Below are 24,625 nucleotides of genomic sequence, written 5' to 3'. Positions count from 1 at the left end.
GCTCCCACATTGGCTTTGTGGTGTCTTTAACATCCAGCTTAGAGACCGCCTGTGGCGTTAAACCCAACCCCAAGCACCGTCAACACCGACAGTGGCAACAACAAGGTATCGAGCAGCGCACTGGCCGGCAGGTCGACGTGCGGATAGCTCGGCGCTTCGGCACCGAAGCGGTCCTTGGCGCAGCAGCCGCCGTTGATCGCATACAAATCCAGGCGCGTGCCGGCATACACCACCGGCGCGCCGGGCTGCGCAGCGTCCAGCGTGCGTGCGGTGGCGCAGCCCGCCAATTGCAACGCCACTATCACCAACAGTGCCTTATTCATCGCTGCTCAAATGGTGCTCGCCCCAGCGCGGCAGCATGTCCTGAGGGATGTTCAGCAGGTTGAGAATCCGCGCGACTACAAAGTCCACCAGGTCATCGATGGTCTGTGGCTGGTGATAAAAGCCCGGCGACGCCGGCAGGATGGTCACGCCCATGTTCGACAGCTTGAGCATGTGCTCCAGGTGAATGCTCGAATACGGCGCTTCACGCGGCACCAGGATCAATTGGCGACGCTCCTTCAGGGTCACGTCCGCCGCGCGCTCGATCAGGTTGTTGCAGGCGCCCGTGGCAATTGCCGACAAGGTCCCGGTGGAACACGGCACTACCACCATCGCCGCCGGCGCGCCGGAGCCCGAGGCCACCGGCGACATCCAGTCTTCCTTGCCGTAAACCTTGATCTGCCCCGCCGCCGCACCGGTGTACTCGGTGAGGAACGCCTGCATCATCTGCACCTTGGCGGGCAACGCGACATCAGTCTCGGTGGCCAACACCAATTGCGCGGCCTTGGAGATCAGGAAGTGCACCTCACGGTCCTCGCGCACCAGGCAGTCCAGCAGGCGCAGGCCATAGGGCGCGCCGGATGCACCGGTCATCGCCAGGGTGACGCGTTCCGGGCCACTCATTTCAGCGCCTCGGCAAGCTTGCCATGCAGGCCGCCGAAACCGCCGTTGCTCATGACCACCACGTGGGTGCCCGGCTTGGCCTGATGCTTGACGTGTTCGATGATGCCGTCGATGGAGTCACAGACGGTGGATGGCACTGTGCACAGCGCGGCAATCGCCGGCAGGTCCCAGCCGAGGTTGGCGGGGGCGTACCAGACCACCTCGTCGGCATCGTTGACGCTTTCCGGCAAGCCGTCACGGTGTGCGCCGAGCTTCATGGAGTTGGAACGCGGCTCCACAATCGCAATGATCGGGGCATCGCCGACGCGCTTGCGCAGGCCGTCCAGCGTGGTGGCAATGGCCGTTGGATGGTGGGCAAAGTCGTCGTAGATGGTAATCCCATTCACGTCGGCGACCTTCTCCATGCGGCGCTTCACGCTTTTGAAGGCGCTCAACGCGGCAATGCCCATGGACGGCACGACGCCGACATGCCGCGCAGCCGCCAGGGTCACCAGGGCGTTGGCGACGTTATGCTGGCCCGTCATGTCCCACTCAACAATGCCCTGGGCTTCGCCTTCAAACAGCACTTCAAAGCGCGAACCGTCTTCGCTGAGCAATTTGACTTGCCACTGCCCGCCCGCACCGGTGGTTTGCACCGGGGTCCAGCAGCCCATGTCGATCACACGTTGCAGCGCCGGCTCGGTGGTCGGGTGGATCACCAGGCCTTCGCTCGGAATGGTGCGCACCAAATGGTGGAACTGGCGCTCGATGGCCGGCAGGTCGGGGAAGATGTCCGCGTGATCGAACTCAAGGTTATTGAGGATCGCCGTACGCGGGCGGTAGTGGACGAACTTGGAGCGCTTGTCGAAGAAGGCGCTGTCGTATTCGTCAGCCTCGATCACGAAGAACGGGGTATCCCCCAGGCGCGCCGATACCGAGAAATTCTGCGGCACACCGCCGATCAGGAAGCCCGGGCTCATGCCTGCGTGCTCCAGGACCCAGGCGAGCATGCTGCTGGTGGTGGTCTTGCCGTGGGTGCCGGCGACAGCCAACACCCAGCGACCCTGCAGCACGTGATCAGCCAGCCACTGCGGGCCGGAGACGTAAGGCAGACCTTTGTTCAACACGTACTCGACCGCTGGGTTACCGCGCACCATGGCGTTGCCGATCACCACCAAATCCGGTACCGGGTCGAATTGCGCCGGGTCGTAGCCTTGGGTCAGCGCAATGCCCTGGGCCTCGAGTTGCGTGCTCATGGGCGGGTAGACATTGGCGTCGGAGCCCGTGACGTGATGGCCCAGCTCTTTGGCCAATACCGCCATTGACCCCATGAACGTACCGCAGATACCCAGAATATGAATGTGCATAGTCGACCTCGTAAAACATCGAGGCAGGTTAGCGCAGGGAGGGCGAAATCGCACCTTTTATACGGCCAAAGGCCGAGCGAAGAGCACCTGGGTACTACACTCGGCCCGGGCTGTGTTCAGGCGCTGGCTTCGGCTTTATTTTGACTGTCTTTCATCGCGGCCAGGAACCGCAACTTTTCATAAGCCTCGGTCATGCACGCAAACTTCTTTTCCATCAGGTCGAGGCGATCTTTCGGTTCAGTGGGGATGGGCGACCCGGGCTTATAGGGTTTGAACACCAGACCGTTCTGCCGCGAGGCTTTTTTCAGGTGTTGTTCCGATACACCGAGCAACTTCTCGAGATTACCCAGGCGCCCGACATTATCAGTCGGCCAAGTGTCATCCTTGGTAAATACACGGCTTGTATCCCCGAGCGTGAACATGACCGTCGTGGCCATGCCCAGCAATTTCATTTCAACCTCATCCAACTGTGCACTGATCGGATCTGCCGATGACGGGGTCGATTGCACGGGCGCAGAACCGCCTGTGGCCTTCGGTGGGCTGGCCGCCCCCGGCAAAAACGGTGGCGGTAGCACGCCGGGCGCATAGCTCGACTTGATGGACTCCCCCGAAGCGACAGAGCCTGCGTAGGCCGCGACGTTGATCGGCGCACTGACCAAGCCGGTGATCCCCGCACTGATGAACGCGTCACGGGCAACGCGGCTGGCATTGGGGCCTGTGGATATAACGCCGGCCTTGACCAGGCTATTGGCGTCGATCACTCGCTTGGCGGCCTCGGCAACACTGATCGGCGCCTGCTTGCGCAGCTGAGTCATGAGCAATTCGTCACTCACCTTGATTTTGTTGGCATGCACGATCGCCTGCCCGGCCTCCTTGAACTTGTCCACCGACAGCGGTTGGCCCGGTTTCACGGAGGGGCCGGGCTTGGGCAAAGGCTTGGGCGCGGGTGTCGGCGGCCGGGGGATGGGCGCAGGCGCAATGCTGCCAGGCGACGGCAGGGAGGGTGGCGCTGAAGGCCTTCGTCCGAACCAGGAAAAACCCTTTATCGCCCTCTTGCTGCGCATCAAGGGCTGATCGGCAGCGTCGGCGTGTTGCTCCAAGGTTCGCGCGGGCGGCTCTTCTATCGATACGGGCTGTGAAGGAATGAAAGAAACAGCAGGCGGTGCAATTTTCATTAGGGACACCCATTAAGTTTTTATTGTTTGAAAGTTCACTTGGCGCTACCCAAGTTGAGTAACCCCATGGCACTGAACAGTTCCTGTCAGAGCAACCCAATACAATTTGAACGGGTTATTCCAACTTAACAATAAAGGGACTTAATGACTGATAACTGCAGAACATCCTCCCTACAAGAACCGTCGAAAAACACCGAACTTATACCCCGGCCAACCGCGTAATCCGATGTTTGCGCAACTTGCGGTACAGAGTATTGCGGCTTACCCCCAAGTGCTCGGCAGTTTGGCTCATGTGCCAGTGCTGGCGCTCTAGCGCCGCCAGCAAGGTCTGGCGCTCGGCATCATCGAGTGGCAACTCGGTGACCTTGTGCGCAGGCGCCTGGCGCAGCAACGCGGGCAAGTCCACCAGCCCCACACGCCCGTCATCACAAAGGGCGACCAGCGTGCGCAATACCGTGCGCATTTGCCGAACGTTGCCGGGCCAGGCGAACGTCAGCAGTGCCTGGCGCGCGGCGGGTTCGAGGCTGACCGATTGGCCCGCTGATTCCTCAGCCAATAGGAAGTCGAGCAACTGAGGCCGGTCGCTGCGCTCGCGCAACGGCGGCAATGCGACTTCCAGGCCATTGAGCCGGTAGTACAAGTCTTCGCGGAAACTGCCGTCCTGCACGCGCCCGAGCAAGTCACGGTGAGTTGCGCTGATAATCCTGACGTTCACCGCCTGCGGCTCACCGCCGAGGGGCACCACCATGCGGTCCTCCAGCACGCGTAATAGACGGGTCTGCAATGCCAGCGGCATGTCACCGATTTCATCGAGGAACAGCGTACCGCCGTCAGCCTGTTGCAGCTTGCCCTGCATACCCTCCTTGCGCGCGCCGGTGAAGCTGCCGCCGCGATAGCCGAACAGCTCGCTTTCGATCAGGCTTTCCGGGATGGCAGCACAGTTGAGGGCCACAAAAGCCTCGTCGGCGCGCTGGCTGGCCTGATGCACCGCCTTGGCGAACGCCTCTTTGCCGGAACCGGTTTCGCCGTTGATCAGCAAGGGCACGTCGCGCTCGAATACCCGCAATGCCTTGCGAAAATCATTCTGCAGCGCCGGGTCGCCCAGGTAGATACCGGGCAGGCGCGGCCGCGCAGGTTCCGGCTTGAGCAACGGCGCGGGCTGGCTGCGCGCTTGCCCACGCAGGGCGGCGAACAGGTGCCGACCATCCCGCGTGCGCAAGGGCCAACTGGCGGTGGCATTGGCGCTGGCGCGACCGAGCAGTTGATCCAGGGAACACTCGAAAAACGCCTCCACCGGCTGCCCCAGCAGACCACCGCGCCCCTGCCCCAGCAGGTTCAGCGCACTCTGGTTGACCGCACAGATGCGCCCTTCGCCATCGAATGCCAGCAACCCTTCACTGAACAGGCCCACGGATTCGGCCTGCAGGTGAAAGCGCAGCAACCAATGGTGTTCAAAGTGACGCAGGAAGTAGCAACTCTCGATCATCTTCGCCGACAGGTTGACCAGCGCCATGGTGTGGAACTGGCTCTGGCGCGAGACGGCTTCGCGGGCCGAGGACACATCCAGCACGGCCAACAGCTCACCGTGGGGGTCGAACACCGGGCTCGCCGAACAGGTCAGCCCGGTATGCCGGCCTCGAAAATGCTCATCACGGTGAATCGTCAGGGATTGGCGCTCCACCAGGCAGGTGCCGATGCCATTGGTGCCTTCGCAGGCCTCACTCCAATCGGCGCCCAGCCACAACCCGGCGCGCTCGAAGATCCTGCGCTCGGACGGCGCGGTGACACAGTTGAGGATCACGCCACGCGCATCCGTCAGCAGCACGGCATGGCCGGCACCCGAGAGCTGCTGGTGCAGGCTGTTCATCTCGCTGCCCGCGATCTGTAATACCTGTTGGAGGCGCTCGCGGCTTTCCAGCAGGCGGCCATGCTCGAGTACGGTGGGGGCGATGGTTTGCGCAGGGTCGAGGTGGTAGTCCTCCAGGCACCGCAGCCAGGAGCGGGCGATGGACGGGTCGCTGGACGGATCGCGGCCATGGGCCACGGTGAGGACTTGCTGGGCATGGCGACTGAAATGATCGTTGTGCATTTCTTATTATTCTCCCTGCGTGAGAACAACCAGCATCCCCCAGGCATCCGGCCAATGCAATCCCGGGGCGACCCGTCGGTCACCGGTTGTACCGCTGATGGCACAAACTGTCACCCAGGCTGTACCGAAGGTGTCACAGCAACGCCTTGCAACAAACCCCAGGCCCTTGATTTACCTGGCCCACAAAGCACTGGCCCAACCTTTGCTCTACGCTTAATCAAGCGCTTTTGCGCGCTGTACTCCAATAAACATAAAAGCCAGGAGAATCCACCATGCGTTACGCACACCCCGGTACCGAAGGCGCGATCGTTTCGTTCAAGGCCAAGTACGGCAACTACATTGGTGGCGAATTCGTTGCGCCGGTCGATGGCAACTATTTCACCAACACCTCGCCGGTCAACGGCAAGCCCATCGCCGAATTCCCGCGCTCCACTGCCAAAGACATCGACAAGGCCCTCGACGCCGCCCACGCCGCCGCCGACGCCTGGGGCAAGACTTCGGCCCAGGACCGCTCGCTGGTGCTGCTGAAAATCGCCGACCGCATCGAACAGAACCTCGAACTGCTGGCCATCACCGAAACCTGGGACAACGGCAAGGCCGTGCGTGAAACCCTCAACGCCGACATCCCGCTGGCCGCCGACCATTTCCGCTACTTCGCCGGCTGCATCCGCGCCCAGGAAGGCACCAGCGCCGAAATCAACGAACACACCGCGTCATACCACTTCCACGAGCCACTCGGCGTGGTCGGCCAGATCATCCCGTGGAACTTCCCGCTGCTGATGGCCGCGTGGAAACTCGCCCCGGCCCTGGCCGCCGGTAACTGCGTAGTGCTCAAGCCTGCCGAGCAAACCCCGCTGGGCATCAACGTGTTGCTCGAAGTCATCGGCGACCTGCTGCCGCCGGGCGTACTGAACGTGGTGCACGGCTTTGGCAAGGAAGCTGGCGAGGCCCTGGCCACCAGCAAGCGCATCGCCAAGATCGCCTTCACCGGCTCCACCCCTGTGGGTTCGCACATCATGCATGCGGCGGCGGAGAACATCATTCCGTCCACCGTGGAGCTGGGCGGCAAGTCGCCGAACATCTTCTTTGCGGACATCATGAAAGCCGAGCCGACTTTTATCGAAAAAGCCGCTGAAGGCCTGGTGCTGGCGTTCTTCAACCAAGGCGAAGTGTGCACCTGCCCCTCGCGCGCGCTGGTGGAAGAGTCGATCTACGACGACTTCATGAAAGTGGTGATGAAAAAGATCGAGCAGATCAAGCGTGGCGATCCGCTGGACACCGACACCATGGTCGGCGCCCAGGCCTCCGAGCAGCAGTTCGACAAAATCCTTTCCTACCTGGAAATCGCCAAGGGCGAAGGCGCGCAACTGTTGACCGGCGGCAAGGTCGAGCAGCTCACCGGCGACATGGCCGGCGGGTATTACATCCAGCCGACCCTGCTCAAGGGCACCAACGAAATGCGCGTGTTCCAAGAAGAAATCTTCGGCCCGGTAGTGAGCATCACCACCTTCAAGGACGAAGCCGAAGCCCTCGCCATCGCCAACGACACCGAGTTCGGCCTGGGCGCCGGCGTGTGGACCCGCGACATCAACCGCGCCTACCGCATGGGCCGCGCGATCAAGGCCGGCCGCGTGTGGACCAACTGCTATCACCTGTACCCGGCGCATGCCGCGTTCGGCGGCTACAAGAAATCCGGTGTGGGCCGTGAGACCCACAAGATGATGCTCGACCACTATCAGCAGACCAAAAACCTGCTGGTGAGCTACGACATCAATCCACTGGGCTTCTTCTAACCGACAACCCGCTCCCACGTTTGAAATGCAATAAAAATGTGGGAGCGGGCTTGCTCGCGAATGCGGTGGGTCAGCCTAAGACTCAGTGACTGACACACCGCATTCGCGAGCAAGCCCGCTCCCACACTTAATCTTCACAAAACCTTGCTACTCATTCGGCTTACTTAAGTAAGCCGGGAAAAAACAATAAGAAAGGGATTCCATCATGCCTAGCGAACCGAATAGCGCTCCGGCGTCCGGGTCTTCCGTCGACTTCGAAAAAGTCGACTCCCAATACTTCCAACAACGCGAACTTAAAAAAGGCGCTGCCGGCTGGGTCCTGCTGGTCGGCCTTGGCGTTGCCTATGTAATCTCCGGCGATTACGCCGGCTGGAACTTCGGCCTGGCCCAGGGTGGCTGGGGCGGCATGTTTCTCGCCACATTGCTGATGGCCACCATGTACTTGTGCATGTGTTTTTCCCTGGCCGAATTGTCATCCATGATTCCTACCGCCGGCGGCGGCTACGGCTTTGCGCGCAGCGCCTTCGGCCCCTGGGGCGGGTTCCTCACGGGCACCGCCATCCTCATTGAATACGCGATTGCCCCCGCTGCCATCGCGGTGTTTATCGGCGCTTATTGCGAGTCGCTGTTCGGCATCGGCGGCTGGATGATTTACCTGGCGTTCTACATCATCTTTATCGGCATCCACATTTTTGGTGTCGGGGAAGCCTTGAAGTTGATGTTTGTGATTACCGCCATCGCCGCGATTGCCCTCGGCGTGTTCCTGGTGTCGATGGTGCCGCACTTCAATGTCGCCAACCTGCTGGACATCCCGGTCACGGAGGCCAAGGGTGCCAGCACCTTCCTGCCGTTCGGCTACGTCGGCGTGTGGGCCGCGATCCCCTATGCCATCTGGTTTTTCCTCGCGGTGGAAGGCGTGCCACTGGCCGCCGAAGAAACCAAGAACCCCAAGCGCGACCTGCCCCGCGGCCTGATCGGCGCCATTGTGGTGCTGACCAGTTTTGCCTTGTTGATCCTGGTGATTGCCCCGGGCGGCGCCGGCACCTATGCGCTGGTCAAATCCGGCAACCCGCTGGTCGAGGCGCTGGCGCTGTCGTACGGCGGTTCGACCTGGATGGGCAGCTTCGTCAACCTGGTCGGCCTGGCTGGGCTGATCGCCAGCTTTTTCTCGATTATCTACGCCTATTCACGGCAGATCTTCGCCTTGTCTCGCGCCGGCTACCTGCCGCGCAAGCTGTCACAGACCAACAAGAGCAAGGCCCCCGTGCTGGCGCTGGTGATCCCCGGGATCATCGGTTTCGGCCTGTCGCTGACCGGCCAGGGCGACTTGCTGATCCTGGTGGCGGTGTTCGGCGCGACCATTTCCTACGTGCTGATGATGGCCGCGCACATCACCTTGCGCATCCGTCGCCCCAAAATGGACCGTCCGTACCGCACGCCCGGCGGCATCTTCACCTCCGGCATTGCCCTGGTACTGGCCTGTGTGGCCGTCGTGGCGGGCTTTCTGGTGGATCCTCGGGTGGTGATTGGCGCGGCGATCATCTATGGAGTATTAATTGCTTACTTTGCTTTCTACAGCCGGCATCACTTGGTAGCAGGCACGCCCGAAGAGGAATTCGCGGCGATCCAGGCCGCAGAGGCCGCCTTGCACTGATAGCCGTAAAACCTCGATGCAGGTTCGATTCTCACATCGGGCCCGCGTCATCCAGGAGACACTGTATGGCAAGCTTTTCCCACGCGGTGGGTGCACAGACCTACCGCTTCGACAGCCTCAAGGACGTGATGGCCAAGGCCAGCCCTGCGCGCTCCGGGGACTTTCTCGCCGGCGTCGCCGCGCAGAACGACGGCGAACGTGTCGCGGCGCAAATGGCGCTGGCGAATATCCCGCTGAAGCACTTCCTCGAAGAGGTGCTGATCCCCTATGAGAGCGACGAAGTCACCCGGCTGGTCATCGACACCCACGATAAACCAGCGTTTGCCGCGGTCAGTCACCTGACCGTCGGCGGCCTGCGCGACTGGCTGCTCAGCGACGCCGCCGATGAACAAAGCCTGCGCGCCCTAGCGCCGGGGCTGACCCCGGAAATGGCCGCTGCCGTTTCCAAAATCATGCGCGTGCAGGACTTGGTGCTGGTGGCGCAGAAGATCCGCGTGGTCACCCAGTTTCGCGGCACCATGGGCCTGCGCGGACGCCTGTCGACGCGGCTGCAGCCCAACCATCCCACGGATGAACCGGCCGGCATTGCCGCGAGCATCCTCGACGGCCTGCTCTACGGCAACGGCGACGCCATGATCGGCATCAACCCGGCCACCGACAGCATCGCCTCGATCTGCGCCATGCTCGAGATGCTCGACGCGATCATCCAGCGCTACGAAATCCCGACCCAGGCTTGCGTGCTGACCCACGTCACCACTTCCATCGAAGCCATCAACCGGGGCGTGCCGCTGGACCTGGTGTTCCAATCGATTGCCGGCACCGAAGCGGCCAACGCCAGTTTCGGCATCAGCCTGAGCGTGCTGCAGGAAGGTTACGACGCCGGCTTGAGCCTGAATCGCGGCACCCTCGGGCAGAACCTGATGTATTTCGAAACCGGCCAGGGCAGCGCCTTGTCGGCCAACGCGCACTTTGGCGTCGACCAGCAAACCTGCGAGACGCGTGCCTACGCCGTGGCCCGGCATTTCAAGCCATTTCTGGTGAATACGGTCGTAGGATTTATCGGTCCGGAGTACCTGTACAACGGTAAGCAGATCATCCGCGCCGGCCTCGAAGATCACTTCTGCGGCAAGCTGCTCGGCGTGCCGATGGGCTGCGACATCTGCTACACCAACCATGCCGAAGCCGACCAGGATGACATGGACACCCTGCTGACCCTGCTGGGCGTGGCCGGGATCAACTTCATCATGGGCATCCCCGGCTCCGACGACATCATGCTCAACTACCAGACCACCTCCTTCCACGACGCCCTCTATGCCCGGCAAACATTGGGTTTAAAGCCGGCGCCGGAGTTTGAGCAGTGGCTGGCGAAAATGGGCATCTTCACGCAAGCCGACGGCAAGGTGCATTTCGGCAACAGCCTGCCACCGGCGTTTCGCCACGCCCTGGCGCAACTGGGATGAAGGAGCCGCCCGTGCAACTCGACCTGCCTGACAACCCCTGGCTCGAACTGCGCCGCCTGACGCCGGCGCGCATTGCCCTCGGCCGCACTGGCACGAGCATTCCCACCGGCGCACAACTGGACTTCCAGTTTGCCCACGCCCAGGCGCGGGACGCGGTGCACCTGCCGTTCGACCATGGCGGCCTCAGCAGCCAACTGGCCGAGCGCGGACGTGACAGCCTGTTGCTGCACAGCGCCGCGGTTGACCGTCATACGTACCTGCAACGCCCGGACCTGGGTCGGCGCTTGAGTGACGAGTCGGCCCAGTTGCTGCGCGATCATGCATCGGCCAACCCCGGCGGCGTCGACTTGGCAATCGTGGTAGCCGACGGCCTGTCGGCACTGGCGGTGCATAAACATACCCTGCCGTTTCTTACACGCATGGAGGAACAGACCCACGCCGAAGGCTGGTCACTGTCACCGGTGATTCTGGTGGAACAGGGCCGCGTGGCGGTGGCAGATGAGATCGGGCAATTGCTCGGTGCGAAGATGGTGGTGATCCTGATCGGCGAGCGGCCGGGGCTCAGTTCGCCGGACAGCCTGGGCCTGTATTTCACCTACAACCCCAAGGTCGGTCTCACCGATGCCTATCGCAACTGCATCTCCAATGTGCGCCTGGAAGGGTTGAGTTATGGCATGGCGGCCCATCGCCTGCTGTACTTGATGCGAGAAGCGTGTCGCCGGCAGCTGTCGGGGGTCAATCTGAAGGATGAGGCGCAGGTTCAGACCATTGAATCCGATGACCCTGACCTGATGAAAGGCAATTTCCTACTCAGCCCGCCCACGGACTGATACCGGCACGATTGCGCTTTTTCACGCCTTTAGGCAGCATCGAGTTACGGCCGCGTGTGTGGTCATACCCCATTTGGAAGTTGAGGCCTGGCATGCGGATCACTCAAGCGACCCTGGAACACCTGGACCTGTTGACCCCGTTGTTCGTCAAATACCGCGAGTTTTATGGGGCCCTGCCCTTCCCGGATTCCTCGCGCGCCTTCCTCGAAAAACGCCTGCGCCGCAAGGAGTCAGTGATTTACCTGGCCCTCGCCGATGATGACGACAAGAAATTGCTTGGGTTTTGCCAGCTGTATCCAAGCTTTTCATCACTGTCGCTCAAGCGCGTATGGATCCTGAATGACATCTACGTCGCCGAGGACGCTCGTCGCCAACTGGTGGCGGACAACTTGATGCGCACCGCGAAGAAAATGGCCAAGGAAACGCAGGCCGTGCGGTTGCGGGTGTCGACCAGCAGTGACAACGAAGTGGCGCAGAAGACCTACGAGTCGATCGGGTTTCGCGAGGATACCGAGTTCAAGAACTACACATTGCCGATCAGCGAAGATTGACCCCAAACCCCACAAATCCCCTGTAGGAGCGGGCTTACCGGCGATGGCATCACCTCAATCTCACTGAAACACCGAGGTGCCTGCATCGCAGGCAAGCCAGCTCCCACAAAGGCCAGCGGCGACAATCGGACATTCGATAACATTCAGACCGTAACCCAGCCTCTGTGCGACATCCCCCGCTACAAAACCAACAGGCTTTTCACAGCTCAATCCGTATAATGCGGACCTTTCAGGGTTGTAAGAAATGCGGCATACACTTGTAGCCTTACTTACCCGAGCTTCCGCACAGGCCTGCTGAGTCGGGCCATTCACACAGGTGCCATCCATGGATTTCAACCCGCTTGACCTTATCCTGCATCTCGACGTCTACCTCGACCTGCTGGTAACCAATTACGGTCCGTGGATCTACGCCATTCTGTTTCTGGTGATTTTTTGCGAAACCGGCCTGGTGGTCATGCCATTCCTGCCGGGTGATTCGTTGCTGTTTATCGCGGGTGCCGTGGCGGCAGGCGGCGGCATGGACCCGGTATTGCTGGGCGGCCTGCTGATGCTCGCAGCGATTCTCGGCGACAGCACCAATTACGTGATTGGGCGAACGGTCGGCGAACGCTTGTTCAACAACCCGAACTCGAAAATCTTCCGCCGCGACTACCTGCAGAAAACCCACGACTTCTATGATCGCCATGGCGGCAAGACCGTGACGCTGGCGCGCTTCCTGCCGATCCTGCGCACCTTCGCACCGTTCGTCGCCGGCATCGCGAAGATGCCTTACGCACGTTTCTTCGGTTTCAGCGTACTGGGCACCATCCTCTGGGTCGGCGGCCTGGTGACCTTGGGCTACTTCTTCGGCAATGTGCCGTTCATCAAGAAAAACCTGTCGCTGCTGGTGGTGTTCATCATTCTGCTGTCGCTGGTGCCGATGATCATTGGTGTATTCCGCAGCCGTTTTGGCCGCGCGTCCTCCGAAGCCAAGCCGCACTGACCGGCAATGTGGTCCCTCAGCGCCTGGCGCCGCCGGCGCCTGCTGGCCAAGCACCCGATTGCCGATGACACCTGGCAGCGGGTGCGCCACCACCTGACCTTCCTCGACGGCCTCAGCGCCGAGCAGGACCAATGGCTGCGCGAAGCCTGCGTGGTGTTCCTCGCCGAAAAACACCTGACCGCCCTGCCCGGCGTCGAGCTGCACCAGGAACAACGCCTGCTGCTCGCCGCCCAGGCGCAACTGCCGCTGATGAACCTCGGCGATCTCGACTGGTATCAGGGCTTCCATGAGATCGTGCTGTACCCCGACGACTTCGTCAGCCCCCAGCGCCATCGCGACAGCAGTGGCATCGAACACGAGTGGGACGGCGAACACAGCGGCGAAGCCTGGCAGCAAGGCCCGGTCATCCTCGCCTGGCCCGGCGTGCTGGCCAGCGGTCAGTGGGAAGGCTACAACCTGGTGATCCACGAGCTGGCGCACAAGCTCGACATGCTCAACGGCGATGCCAACGGCCTGCCGCCGCTGCATCACGACATGCGCGTGCAGGAATGGGCCAGCGTGATGCAGAGCGCCTTTGATGACCTCAACCGTCAACTGGACGCCAACCCGGACGTCGAGACCGACATCGACCCCTATGCCGCCGAGAACCCGGCGGAATTCTTCGCGGTCACCAGCGAATATTTCTTCAGCGCCCCGGATTTACTGGTCAACAGTTATCCACAGGTGTACGCCCAACTCAGCCGCTTTTACCGCCAGGATCCGCTGGCCCGCCTCGTCCAACTGCAAGCCAGCGACCCACGCTATCAGCCGCAGGGCGAATAACCGTACGACGTCTGGCGCATGGCATCGGCGGCGGAATATGCCTATAATCGCCGCCACTTTTAGGCCAATCCGGCCAAGTTTCTTGGCCAATTAACGGGGGCAACGCCCAATGAGCTACAGCAAGATTCCGGCTGGCAAAGACCTGCCGAACGACATCTACGTCGCCATCGAGATTCCGGCCAACCACGCGCCGATCAAATACGAAATCGACAAAGACAGCGACTGCCTGTTCGTTGACCGTTTCATGGCCACCCCGATGTTCTACCCGGCCAACTACGGTTTTATCCCTAACACCCTGGCCGACGACGGTGACCCGCTCGACGTACTGGTGGTCACCCCTTACCCAGTGACCCCAGGTTCGGTTATCCGCGCCCGTCCAGTCGGTATCCTGAACATGACCGACGATGGCGGCGGCGATGCCAAAGTTATCGCAGTACCCCACGACAAGCTGTCCCAGCTGTATGTGGACGTGAAGGAATACACCGACCTGCCACCGCTGTTGCTGGAGCAGATCAAACACTTCTTCGAGAACTACAAAGACCTCGAAAAAGGCAAATGGGTGAAGATCGACGGTTGGGGCAACGCAGACGCCGCCCGCGCCGAGATCCTGAAGTCGGTCGCTGCCTACAAAGGCTGATACCGACTCCTCATTGCCTCGGCAATTGAAAAAGCCCCGATTATTCGGGGCTTTTTTTGTGGGAAAAATTAAACCCCAAGTTGAACACTTTATAAACGCTGTTTAAGTTAATTAACCATCAGAAGTATCAGACTACAACTAAGTAAAAACCTACGCTCGCCAGTCAACGCATAGTTTATTTGATCTGTTTTTCCGACCAGTAAACTTGCGTTTATGAATACATCAGGTGATCGCTTAAAAGCGCTACTGCGGGAAGTTCATCTTTCCGCCTCCGACTTCGCCAAGAACCGTGGTGTCACGCCTCAACACGTGAACAACTGGTTCAAACGCGGTGTACCCATGGGCCGACTCAACGAGATCGCAGAACTGCTGTGCATCTCCAGCCGTTGGCTACGCACCGGCGAAGGCCCCAAACACCCACCGGCCAACTTCCTGCTGGAAGGCCCGGACGCCAGGAAAGGACTCCCTGCCCGCGAAGAAACCGGAAAATACCTCACAGGCTCCGCCTGCCGCCCGGAAAAAATCGACGTGGAGATCGCCCTCCACACTTCATTCACCTCCACCGAATGCATCCGTATCTCACTGCAGACCCTGCAAGCCCTCAACGTCAACGCCGACCGCGCGCTGGGCGCCTACATGGTCGACAACAGCATGATCGACATCATCCAGCAAGGCGCCACCCTCGCCATCGACAAAGGCCGCACCCAAATCATCGATGGCGAAATCTACGCGGTCGAACACGACGGCATGCTGCGCATCAAATACCTCTACAACCGACCCGGGGGTGGCTTGCGCATGCGCAGCCACAACGCCAGCGAACACCCGGACGAATACCTCACACACGAACAGCGGTTCGAGCAGAACTTCACCATCGTGGGCTGGGTGTTCTGGTGGTCCACCCTGAACAACCGCCGACCGGTGCCGCTGGACGAACACCTGCTGGGCTGGGAAGGCTCTAAATCGGATCCGGAGGTGGGCATTTGAAGTGAATGTGGGTATCATGCGCCGCACATTTGGCAGGGGGTGGCTTTGCGCTATCCACCTTGCCTGGCGAAGCGGAGGAGTTCCCGCGGATGCCCCTACTATTCAGCCAGACTCGATGTTGGCTGAGCGATTTGAAGGCTGGTGAGGTTTGTCAAAAACAAGCTGAGGCAGTCCCCGAGAAGCCGGCCACAAGCCGGCTTTTTAACGCCTGCACTCCCGCTGGCGCAATGCGGTTGGGATTCTCTCGGAAACGGCCTGCAAATGAAACCGATCAGCCCTGCTGGCTCTTCAAGCTCCAGCCTCAATCCAATATCAAATGCGGCAAGAACCGACTTGAATCCTTGGTGATCAAACTGTTGTCTTCCCGCACGCCGATGCCGGCGGCTTGATCCCCAATTACCCAGGACCCAATCAGCGTATAGCTGTCCCCAAACCGTGGCAGCGGTGCGAACTCCTGAAGGATAAACGGCGCATCCGTGTAGGGGCCGTCCTCTTTCACAATCAGCCCATCAGCCGTCTGCAACTCGATGTTCGCCCCTTCCCGTGAGAAGAACGGCTTGCGCACCCAGCCCTTCGGCACAGCTTTACCTGGCTCTGTATCCAGATGGGCCGCGAGCAAATTCGGGTGACCTTGGTTGAATTCCCACAACAGCGGCAGGATGCCTTTGTTGGAAATAATCGATTTCCAGGCCGGCTCGAAAAACTGCGTATCACTCTGGGCAATCGCCGAACCAAAGGGTTCGTGGAAGATGAACTCCCAGGCGTGCAGTTTGAACAGGTGGGGAATCCAGCGATCTTCGAGATCGACGAAGCGGCCATCGCTGGTCAGGCCGATGTCTTCGATGTCGATATGGCGTGATTCGATGCCGACCTTCTCCGCGACCAGGCGCAGGTAATCGGTGGTGCCTTTGTCTTCGACCGAGTCCTTCATCGAGGCGAAGTAGAACGGCTGGTTGACCTGCAGTTGGGCGAAGGCCTGGTGCAGTTTGGTGTCGATGCTGTTGAACTGGTCGGCGTGTTTGGGCAGCAGGCCGCGTTCAATGCATTGTTCCAGCCAGCCCCATTGGAACGCCGCGGCTTCGTAGAGGCTGGTCGGGGTGTCGTAGTTGAGCTCGAGCAACTTGGCGGGGCCGGTGCCGTTGTAGGAGAAGTCCATGCGCCCGTACAGGTGCGGGTGGCCTTCCAGCCATGAGGTGCGGATCATGTCGTAGAAGGGCGCGGGAATGCTCAGGCGTTCGAGCAGTTCTTCGCTGTGGACCACGCGGGCGACGAGGTCCATGCACATGTCATGGATCTCGGTGGTCGGGTCTTCGAGGTCGCGCTCGATTTGCTGGAGCGTGAACTGATAGTACGCGCTCTCGTCCCAGTAGGGTTCGTCGTCGATGGTATGGAACAGAAAGCCGAGGCTGTCGGCGGTCTGTTTCCAGTCATGGCGCTCTGCGCAAGGGATCTTCTTCATGGCCCGTCTTCCTTAACTGCTCGACCCGCCGCCCCAGCCGCTGCGCGCGCTGGCCTTGCTGCCGAAGCCGCCACGGGAGGTGGCCGAGGCCACGGAGCTCGACTTGCTGGAGGAGCGCAGCGTGTTGGTGTAATTGCTGCTGCCGTAGCGGGCCTGGTTCGAGCGGCCAAACGTGGCGCCCTTCGAGACGCGCTGATTGAGCGTCGAGGAGGCGTAGTCGCCGCGATCATCGCGATAGCGGTACACCGGCTCGGAGCGGTAGCTGTTGCGATTGTTGCTCAGCATGTTGCCGATCAACAGCCCGGTCAGCAGGCTGCTGGTGGAGAAACCCGAGCCGCCACTGTTCGCCTGGGAACCGGCCACTTGGGCATTGGCTGCGTCGACCTGGGATTGCGTCACCTGCCCTTCGGCGGTCAGCTCGAAACCGCCGAGCCTGGGGATGAATTTGCCGGTGGAGTCCTGCTGGCACCAGTCGGCGACAAAATCGGCATCGCAATCGGCCTGATTGTCGTACACCGGCGCAATGCGGCGATGCTCGGCCATGGCCGTCATGTAGGCGTCCGAGCAGACGTCCACCGGAAGTTTTTCATCGGCGCACTGCTGAACGGACTGGAAGTTGTACTTCTTCTGCAAATCGTAGGTTTTTTCCGTCGGGCCGCAGCCGGATATCGCCATGGCGACCGACGCTGCCAGCGACAGCTGGACGTACTTGCTTCGTTTCATCGGGAGCTCCGTGCGCGATCAGTTCTGGGTAGGCGTCATGCACGCGGCATTCAACATGCCGACGCTGATGGCCACGGCGGCCACATAGATGCCGGCCGCGAGTTCGCCGTTCTTGATGCGCTCGGACGTGCCTTTGAGCACCAGGCTGGTCAGCAGGAACGCCAACAACTGGACGACGGCGGCGATCACCGCCCAGACGACGAAGTCGAGGATGCTGATCGAGTAGGCAATCACGTTGCTGGCCGGAATGGCGAAACCGACGATGGCGCCGCCCAGGGCGACCGCCGCGGACACGTTACCCGCACGGATCAGCTCGAACTCCTTGTGCGGGGTCACACGGGTGTAGATGAACTGGAACAGCATGAACAGGACGGCCGCACCGAGGATGTAGGTGACAAACCCGAGCACGGCGGCTTTGTTCAGGGAAATGGAGAGAGCTTCTAGCATGGACTGCTTCCTTTTTTAGAGCGCATTCAAGTCGGTTGTGTACAGCGAAATGCCCAGCGAGGTGCTCAGGCTGACGGTGCCTTCCGCGTCTTCTTCGACGGAAAACAGCAGGAACTCGCGTCGATCGGTCAGGCCTGTGTCACGGGCGTATAGCATTGAGCGGTGTTCGACGCTGTAGGAATTCTCGGGGTTTATCACTTGCTCGCTCATTGCCACCAGCTCGGTCTGGCCCTCCTCGCTGCCCCATACCCGCGTGTATTCGACGCCGTTGTGGGTGTAGGTCGGCAACCCGATCAGGCTCTGGGGCCCCGCCAGCCGGCGCAGTTCGGCTTCGCTGCTGATGGTGACGTAGCTGAGGTAGTTGAACAGGATCACTGACTCGACCTGCCCGGCGATGTCGCCTGTGGTGTGCACCTGCAGCCAGTAATCTTCGTCGTTCATGTAATAGCGCGACAGCCAGGTCGACTGCCCGAGGTCGACGGTGCCGTTACTCCAGATTTCCTGGGTGCCGGGGATCACCACCGAGGTATGCCCGTCGAGCAACAACTTCAGGGTAGTGTCGAACATCACCCCTTTGCCTGGAGCCAGGCCCAGCGGACCGATGGTCGGCAGGGCTTCGGCGGCGGGCCGGTTCGACTGTGGGTTCGCGTTCGGGGCCTCAAGCCCCATCAACTGTTTAAACCATCCCATTGGAGATTTCCTTGAGGCGGGTGGAGGCAATGTAGAAGAGTTCGCCGCCTTCAACGCGCGTGGCGCTCGGCGGGTTGATCGACGGTTGCTGGGCGCCTTTGGCGCGATAGCCAATGAGGGTGGCGTTGTGATGTTCTTTCATCCGCGTGTACAGGTCGCCGAAGGTGGCTTCGAAGGTCGAAGGCAATTTCATCAGGTATTGGGTGGCGCCCTGCCCCACGCACAGCAGTTCATTAATGACCACCGACGAGCCCGGATCCTGGGAAGCGCGCACCAGCATCTCGATGGCCATGCTCGACGTGCATTCCAGGCTGGGTGCGTAGGAGCTGGCCAGTGCGGCAATCTCACTTTCATTGAAGTGCGCGACCACATGCCCGACAGGGTTCAATTGATTCACCGCCAGCACGGTGGCCAGCGTCAGGTCGTCGGACGGGGTTCGCACCAGCACACGCTCGGCACCGGGCACACCGGCACGCTGCAACAGCGCGGTGGAGGACAGGCTGTCACCGCGGATGAACGCTGCTTTGCCCGGCATCGGGTTTTCGTCGAGGGTGCAGTCGCAGATGACGATCAGGTTGTCGTTCGAGGTTTCGTCTTGCAGCAACAACTCAATGACCCGTTCACTGGACGCGCCTTCCCAGCCAATAAGCACGGTATGGCCGACCTTGCCGGTGAAATCGCCTTTGCCCTTCATGCCTTTTCTCCATGCATCGATGACACTGCTGGTGGTTTTGCCGATGGCTGCTGTCAGCAGCGCAATACCGCCGAGCATGACCCAGGTCGCCACGAACACGCGCCCCGCCGAAGTCTGCGGCGCAAGATCGCCATAGCCGACGGTCAGCGTGGTGGTGAGATAGAAGTAAACAAATGTGGCGGGAGCGGTGAGATGTTGTTCGCCCAGATACACCAGGCCCAGGTAAGCCGTGCTCAGGTGGACGCCCAGGGCAATGACCAGGCCTGCCCAACCGAAGCGGTGAAAGAGGGACGAGGCGTACAGGCGCAACAGAAGAAAAATCGACATTTCGTCCCTGACTCCCTGGGTACTTGATTCCTGATGACGTCATCGCCTCGACATCTGGATGCTCAAGTGCGCTCAGCCGGCATTAAACCTGCTGCGTGGTTTGGAGAGAAGTACCCTGGCTGCAATAAATCCGGCGAATGCACCAAACAGATGCCCTTCGAAGGAGATGCCCTGACGAGGCAGGAAGCCCAGGACCAGCCCGCCATACAGCACCGCCACGACACCCGCCGTTAACAGGTTGCTCCAGCTTCGGTGAAACCAGGCGCGAGACAACAGGTAGGCCCACAACCCGAATACCCAACCGCTGGCCCCCACATGCACGCCCGCAAAACCGAACAGCCAGACCAGCGAGCCGCCCAGCAGGATGATGATCGCGCTGACGCTGACGAACCGGTGGAGCCCTTCGATAATCACCAACGTGCCCAGGATCAAAAAGGCAATCAGGTTCGCGCTGAGGTGGGCGAAAGACCCGTGCAAAAACGGTGAGGCGAGGATGCCGAACAACCCCTGCAGCGTTCTCGGGACCAGCCCGAACGCCATGAGGCTGTAACCGGTCGCCACATTGAGCAGTTGCAGCGCGACCATGAACAGCGCCAGCCCGGCGATTGTCTTGAAACCCTTCAGGGCGTCCATCCAGACCTCAACGTAAAAAAGGGCAGAGCCTATAAAGCCAGTCCGTTAAGAAAGAGCCCTGCAGCTGTGGCGAGAGAGCTTGCTCCCCCGCCACAGCTACAGTGTTCGCCCTTCGCTTACTCGGCCGACTTCTGCTTCAGACGCTCCAGTATCGCATTGGCGCTGCCTTCGTCCGGCGTGATCCCGGCTTCGCGCAGCTTGCGCTCCAGGTCGGTACCGGTCGACGCTTCGGCCAGTTCATCCTGGGCTTGCAGTTCAGCAGCACGTTGCTGCTGCTTGGCCTGCAGACGATTCAGCGTACCCACGGCAGTCTCCAGCTTGCCGTTGGCACCACCGCTGGCGATGGACGCGCTGACCTGGGCCTTCTGCACGCTTTCGCGAGCCTTGGCCATGTCCACCTGCTGGCGCAGGCTCTTGATCCGGCTTTCGGCCTTGGTGATGTCCTTGCGCATGCTGTCCGCGTAGCCGCCGAACTCGGTGGCCTGCTTGTGCTCTACTTCCCGCTCGTTGGTCAGGGTCGAAATCGCTTCGGCCACTTCCAGGGCGAGGTCTTCACGATTGGCCTGCAGGGCCGCAACCGCCTTGGCTTCCAGATCCTTGATCTTGGCGTCGTACTCGCTGACGCGATCGGTCGCCAATTTGTGCTTGGCCATGATGCTGACCAGCTCACGCTTGGCGTTGGCCAGCGCGGTGTCGGCATCGCGAATTTCCTGATCGAGGATGCGCAGGGCCTGTTGGTCGACGATCGATTCGCCGACTTCGCTGGCACCGCCACGCAGCGCGGTGAACAGTTTGCTCCAGATGGACTGAGTCATTGGATACTCCCGAATACTTAATTGAAGAAACGTTCGAAGGCTTCGCTGGCGCGTTGCACGTTGTCGACGAGGGTTTTCGCCTCGGTCACGATATTGGTCAGGCTGGAGTCGGAGCTCAACGCGCCGAACATGTTGTAGACCACCTGCCCGTTCGGCATGGACTCGATACCGATCGAGGACAGCGGGAACATTTCCCGGCTGCGCAACACCGCGTCATTGAACTTCGCGACGTCATTGATGGACTCGACATCGACCAGCACGGTATCCACGATGATCTGCTCGCCCACCACCGCGATGTAAATCGGCAAGCCACCGAAGTCGTTCATTTCCAGCTTGATGCTGGACTCGGAGCCTTGAACGAGAGAAAGCGTAATGTCGTTGGAGACCACTTCATCCAGGGCCTGGAAGGCTGTGAAGAGGCGATCGATATTCCAGTTGGTACCTGCGCTCATGAAATTCTCCGACATGATTGAGCCAGCCAGAATCGGCTGGCGAAGCTGTTTCTCCATCTGCTTGAGCAGGCTTCGGTTTTCGGGAAGCACCCAAGTTTCGTGTTTCACGTAGCCGGCGGCCGCCAGGCCTGCGCGCATCTGCTTCATGTAAAAGCTCGATGGTTTTTTCGCAGACGGCTTCAAGCGCTCTCCCTGAAGGCTTGCTGGATCGGAATCGAGCCCGGCGGGCGGGTTCGATGGAGAGCTGCTTTTCATGGTACTGACCTCGGTGTAAAAAACTCACGCGTGAGAAAATCTACAGGCTATTTCTGACGTACTCAATAGCTCACGCGTGAGATTTTTCTCCTTACATTTTCATGTCACTAAAAAGACATGTCCTCTTGCCGGCCCGACAATTGTCTCTTCTGAGTTGACGGTATTACCTGTCCCAGCCGATTTATCCCCCACAGCCCACCCATTAATCTGTGCCCATGTTGAACGCAACGCCCAACCAACCTAAACAAAAAAGGATTCAACCATGAGCACTGCAACCTACAACCGCTTGAACAAAGACGACGCCATCGTACTGCTGGTCGACCACCAGACCGGCCTGATCTCCCTGGTCCAGGACTTCTCGCCCAACGAGTTCAAGAACAACGTGCTGGCCCTGGCCGACCTGGCGAAGTTCTTCAACCTGCCGACCATCCTCACCACCAGCTTCGAACAAGGCCCCAATGGCCCGCTGGTGCCAGAGTTGAAAGCGATGTTCCCGGACGCGCCGTATATCGCCCGCCCTGGTCAGATCAACGCGTGGGACAACGAAGACTTCGTCAAGGCAATCAAGGCCACCGGCCGCAAGCAGATCATCATCGCCGGCGTGGTCACGGATGTGTGCGTAGCGTTCCCGACCTTGTCGGCGCTGGCGGAAGGGTTCGAGGTGTTCGTGGTGACGGATGCGTCCGGCACCTTCAACACCACAGTGCAGCAGGCCGCATGGAGCCGGATGACACAGGCCGGTGCACAGCTGATGAATTGGTTCTCGGTAGCGTGTGAGTTGCAGGGCGACTGGCGCAACGACATTGAAGGCCTGGGGAATCTGTTGTCGCAGCGTATTCCGAACTATCGCAACTTGATGAATGGTTATGCGGCGCTGACGGCTCATCAGCAGTAAGTCAGCCGAGATTCGCGACAAGCCTGCCCTGAAAAGCAGGCTTTTGTTGTTTCAGGCACGCCTTGACTCTCACCTATACGCGCTGCGCCCTCACGGCACTTGCCATCGCCCGCGATAAGCGAGTGCTGTCCACGCCAATTGCCGCGCTGCAAAGAATGCAGACGCAGCGGGTGGAATTTGAAACCCCGCTAAAAAGAAGCCGCGGGCACTGTTCGTCAATGAGCAAGGTCGCCATTGGAGGTAGCAATCGGCTGCGAGTTAGCGCTGACTTTTACGCTTCAGTAGTAAGCCCTTTCTGATTTTCCCCGCCGTTCATCCAGCCGCTTTTTACTGCGGCAGACTCCGACGCCTTGCCCTCTGCCGAGACGTCACGGATGACCAACGCTTCCCACATTGCTTCTATCGAACATGAGCTGGATGGCTTTCATCAGAGCCTGGTGACTTATCGCCAGCAGATGGGCGCCTGGTATTCGCAGGCGCTGGATTCGATGAGCCATGCGGCGGATATGCCGTCGTTGCTGGGGATGGATCGGGTGCTGCGCGTCGGTGACTCGCAGACAACCGTGAGCATGAGCGACCCGAACTTTATCGGCAGTGTTGCCGTGTGCCCATTGGGCGGCGAGCTGAAGATAGAGAGCAAATTCGACTCGGTGTATGACGTGCCGATTGGCGACATTCCGGTCGAGGTGATCGGGCTGGATGACGGCAGTTCCACGCGGGTCATGCTGGATGAGCATGGCAAGGGCTCACACCACTGCGCCGCGGGCGGGCGCTATCAGGTGCGGGTACAGGGCGCAGTTTCCGAGGAGCAGGTGGATGCGCTCTTCGCCTCCTACGCCGGGCTGATGGCGGACCTGGAGCGGTGGCTTCGCGCACAGTGGCAAGGCTTCAAGCCGCATTGGCAGCAATCCACGGCCACTGCGATTGGCAGCGGCGTGCTGGCAGGCAGTTGGGCGGCAATCCGGGACGTGTGGGACAGCATCCAGCTGGTGCAGGCGATGCTTGCAGACCCGTTGAAGTACGTCGAACAGCTGGGGGATGAAGCGGCCAAGCTCGCACAAATCGCCACCGATGCGCCCAAGGTCATGGAACAGGCGATGTTGCTCGCCAGTGATGAGGCGGCGCTGTTCCTGCTGGTGCGCACGGCGATGATCTGGTTGGACGCATTGCCGCCCAGTGAGATTGCGCAAGTGGCCGCTGGGTTTGTGGTGTCGCTGCTGATTGACCTGGTGATTGGCGCGGTGCTGACCATCGCATTGCCGGCGGCGGCTGTGGCGTATTTGAGCCTGCGGCTGGCCAGGTATGGCGCACAGATTGTTAAGGCGGCTGTAGGTTTTGTTCAGAGCGTGCTGGAGATTCTGACGAAATTCATGCGGGCGGTGGATCGCTACAAGGCGGTAGCGGTTCGCGGCGTGGTCGGCGGGGTGAAGCAAGGCACGCTGCAGATGCGCTGGCGGGCGCGGCAGAACGCGGTACTGAAGCAAAAAGAGCCTGTGGATGATGTGCCTGCCGCTGGCAAGAATCCAAACGGAGACTCGGCGGCGCCTGCGGATAAGACCGCCACCAATGGCTGCCCGGTCTCGATGGTCACGGGCGAGGAATTGCTCACTCTCACCGATGGCACGTTGGATGGAGTCTTGCCGTTTGAGTGGAGCCGCTTGTACCGCACCAGCGCGGTGGAAGTGGATGGCGGGTTGGGGTTTGGCTGGAGTCATTCGCTGGCGCATCGGCTTTCTGTTTCAGGCGATTCCGTCGTGTGGACGGACCATGAGAACCGCTCGATTGAGTTTCCACTGCCGACTGTTGCTCGGCCTGCCATCACCAATAGTTTGGCCGAAGCCGCGATCTATTTAGGGTCTTCGCCGGACGAACTGGTGCTGGCCCAGACATCACGGTTCTATCACTTTCGCGACGGGGTGCTGATCTCGATCAGTGATGCGTATGACAACCGGCTGCGCATTGCCCGG

24 protein-coding genes are annotated in these 24,625 nt (G+C 60.5%); 11 read left to right on the top strand and 13 right to left on the bottom strand.

Translation table 11 applies throughout. From position 1 onward, the window contains the following. Positions 1–38: 38 nt before the first annotated feature. From NTD80_RS17765 to NTD80_RS17745, 5 genes are all read right to left on the bottom strand, one after another. A complete protein-coding gene (locus NTD80_RS17765; protein WP_262134442.1) occupies positions 39–323 on the bottom strand; it encodes a YceK/YidQ family lipoprotein in 285 nt (94 codons plus the stop codon). Further along, positions 316–945 (bottom strand): flavin prenyltransferase UbiX, encoded by a 630-nt coding sequence (gene ubiX, locus NTD80_RS17760; RefSeq protein WP_065910043.1) that lies wholly within the window; start codon positions 943–945, stop codon positions 316–318. Before ubiX ends, NTD80_RS17765 begins: the two co-directional genes overlap by 8 nt. After that, positions 942–2,291: a UDP-N-acetylmuramate:L-alanyl-gamma-D-glutamyl-meso-diaminopimelate ligase gene (mpl, locus tag NTD80_RS17755; protein WP_262134440.1), complete on the bottom strand. Its 1,350-nt coding sequence runs from the start codon at positions 2,289–2,291 to the stop codon at positions 942–944. The genes ubiX and mpl overlap by 4 nt, the downstream gene beginning before the upstream one ends. 116 nt (positions 2,292–2,407) lie before the next feature. After that, positions 2,408–3,466 (bottom strand): hypothetical protein, encoded by a 1,059-nt coding sequence (locus NTD80_RS17750; protein WP_262134439.1) that lies wholly within the window; start codon positions 3,464–3,466, stop codon positions 2,408–2,410. 199 nt (positions 3,467–3,665) lie between these two features. Beyond that, positions 3,666–5,555, bottom strand: coding sequence for a sigma-54-dependent Fis family transcriptional regulator (locus tag NTD80_RS17745; protein WP_262134438.1), 1,890 nt, complete (start codon positions 5,553–5,555; stop codon positions 3,666–3,668). Between the two features lie 272 nt (positions 5,556–5,827). Between NTD80_RS17745 and NTD80_RS17740 the strand changes: the two genes are divergently transcribed. The 9 genes from NTD80_RS17740 to NTD80_RS17700 all read left to right on the top strand — a co-directional run bounded on the left by NTD80_RS17740 (position 5,828) and on the right by NTD80_RS17700 (position 15,268). Beyond that, the gene (locus tag NTD80_RS17740; protein WP_065910036.1) at positions 5,828–7,348 is read left to right on the top strand and encodes an aldehyde dehydrogenase family protein; all 1,521 of its coding nucleotides are present in this window, start codon (positions 5,828–5,830) and stop codon (positions 7,346–7,348) included. A 205-nt stretch (positions 7,349–7,553) separates the two neighbouring features. After that, complete coding sequence (gene eat / locus NTD80_RS17735; RefSeq protein ID WP_065910034.1) at positions 7,554–9,002, top strand: ethanolamine permease; 1,449 nt, start codon at positions 7,554–7,556, stop codon at positions 9,000–9,002. A 65-nt stretch (positions 9,003–9,067) separates the two neighbouring features. Further along, positions 9,068–10,462, top strand: coding sequence for an ethanolamine ammonia-lyase subunit EutB (locus NTD80_RS17730; RefSeq protein ID WP_262134436.1), 1,395 nt, complete (start codon positions 9,068–9,070; stop codon positions 10,460–10,462). After that, positions 10,459–11,292 (top strand): ethanolamine ammonia-lyase subunit EutC, encoded by an 834-nt coding sequence (gene eutC, locus NTD80_RS17725; RefSeq protein WP_106802526.1) that lies wholly within the window; start codon positions 10,459–10,461, stop codon positions 11,290–11,292. Before NTD80_RS17730 ends, eutC begins: the two co-directional genes overlap by 4 nt. 92 nt (positions 11,293–11,384) lie before the next feature. Then, positions 11,385–11,843, top strand: a complete 459-nt coding sequence (locus tag NTD80_RS17720) for a GNAT family N-acetyltransferase (protein WP_065910028.1) — start codon at positions 11,385–11,387, stop codon at positions 11,841–11,843. Positions 11,844–12,168: 325 nt separating this feature from the next. After that, positions 12,169–12,825 (top strand): DedA family protein, encoded by a 657-nt coding sequence (locus NTD80_RS17715; protein WP_065910026.1) that lies wholly within the window; start codon positions 12,169–12,171, stop codon positions 12,823–12,825. Positions 12,826–12,831: 6 nt separating this feature from the next. After that, positions 12,832–13,647, top strand: a complete 816-nt coding sequence (locus NTD80_RS17710) for a zinc-dependent peptidase (RefSeq protein ID WP_262134435.1) — start codon at positions 12,832–12,834, stop codon at positions 13,645–13,647. Between the two features lie 109 nt (positions 13,648–13,756). After that, positions 13,757–14,284, top strand: coding sequence for an inorganic diphosphatase (ppa, locus tag NTD80_RS17705; RefSeq protein WP_003219382.1), 528 nt, complete (start codon positions 13,757–13,759; stop codon positions 14,282–14,284). 213 nt (positions 14,285–14,497) lie between these two features. After that, complete coding sequence (locus NTD80_RS17700; protein ID WP_262134434.1) at positions 14,498–15,268, top strand: helix-turn-helix transcriptional regulator; 771 nt, start codon at positions 14,498–14,500, stop codon at positions 15,266–15,268. Positions 15,269–15,569: 301 nt separating this feature from the next. Here NTD80_RS17700 and NTD80_RS17695 read toward each other — a convergent pair whose 3' ends face one another. The 8 genes from NTD80_RS17695 to NTD80_RS17660 form a co-directional block, all read right to left on the bottom strand. Next, positions 15,570–16,727: a glutathionylspermidine synthase family protein gene (locus tag NTD80_RS17695; RefSeq protein ID WP_201145967.1), complete on the bottom strand. Its 1,158-nt coding sequence runs from the start codon at positions 16,725–16,727 to the stop codon at positions 15,570–15,572. 12 nt (positions 16,728–16,739) lie between these two features. Further along, positions 16,740–17,450, bottom strand: a complete 711-nt coding sequence (locus tag NTD80_RS17690) for a DUF1190 domain-containing protein (RefSeq protein WP_065910018.1) — start codon at positions 17,448–17,450, stop codon at positions 16,740–16,742. Positions 17,451–17,468: 18 nt separating this feature from the next. Further along, complete coding sequence (locus NTD80_RS17685; RefSeq protein ID WP_065910015.1) at positions 17,469–17,897, bottom strand: DUF350 domain-containing protein; 429 nt, start codon at positions 17,895–17,897, stop codon at positions 17,469–17,471. Between the two features lie 15 nt (positions 17,898–17,912). Then, positions 17,913–18,587 (bottom strand): YjfK family protein, encoded by a 675-nt coding sequence (locus NTD80_RS17680; protein ID WP_262134433.1) that lies wholly within the window; start codon positions 18,585–18,587, stop codon positions 17,913–17,915. Then, positions 18,574–19,608, bottom strand: coding sequence for an ion channel (locus NTD80_RS17675; protein WP_106802522.1), 1,035 nt, complete (start codon positions 19,606–19,608; stop codon positions 18,574–18,576). The genes NTD80_RS17680 and NTD80_RS17675 overlap by 14 nt, the downstream gene beginning before the upstream one ends. 72 nt (positions 19,609–19,680) lie before the next feature. Next, positions 19,681–20,241 (bottom strand): rhomboid family intramembrane serine protease, encoded by a 561-nt coding sequence (locus NTD80_RS17670; protein ID WP_262134432.1) that lies wholly within the window; start codon positions 20,239–20,241, stop codon positions 19,681–19,683. Positions 20,242–20,357: 116 nt separating this feature from the next. Next, complete coding sequence (locus NTD80_RS17665; protein ID WP_106802520.1) at positions 20,358–21,056, bottom strand: PspA/IM30 family protein; 699 nt, start codon at positions 21,054–21,056, stop codon at positions 20,358–20,360. Between the two features lie 17 nt (positions 21,057–21,073). Then, positions 21,074–21,655: a YjfI family protein gene (locus NTD80_RS17660; RefSeq protein WP_262134431.1), complete on the bottom strand. Its 582-nt coding sequence runs from the start codon at positions 21,653–21,655 to the stop codon at positions 21,074–21,076. 370 nt (positions 21,656–22,025) lie between these two features. On the opposite strand from NTD80_RS17660, the gene ycaC reads away from it, so the two are divergent. Beyond that, entirely contained in the window at positions 22,026–22,658 is a 633-nt protein-coding gene (gene ycaC / locus NTD80_RS17655; protein WP_065909998.1) for an isochorismate family cysteine hydrolase YcaC, read from the top strand. 374 nt (positions 22,659–23,032) lie between these two features. Further along, on the top strand, positions 23,033–24,625 hold a 1,593-nt coding region (locus NTD80_RS17650), incomplete at its 3' end, for a DUF6531 domain-containing protein (RefSeq protein ID WP_262134430.1).

It is taken from the genome of Pseudomonas sp. 13B_2.1_Bac1 (assembly GCF_025466155.1).
GTDB classification, from domain to species: domain Bacteria; phylum Pseudomonadota; class Gammaproteobacteria; order Pseudomonadales; family Pseudomonadaceae; genus Aquipseudomonas; species Aquipseudomonas aylmerensis.
Note: the sequence above shows the minus strand (reverse complement) of the source record. Positions and strands in the feature narration are given on the sequence as shown.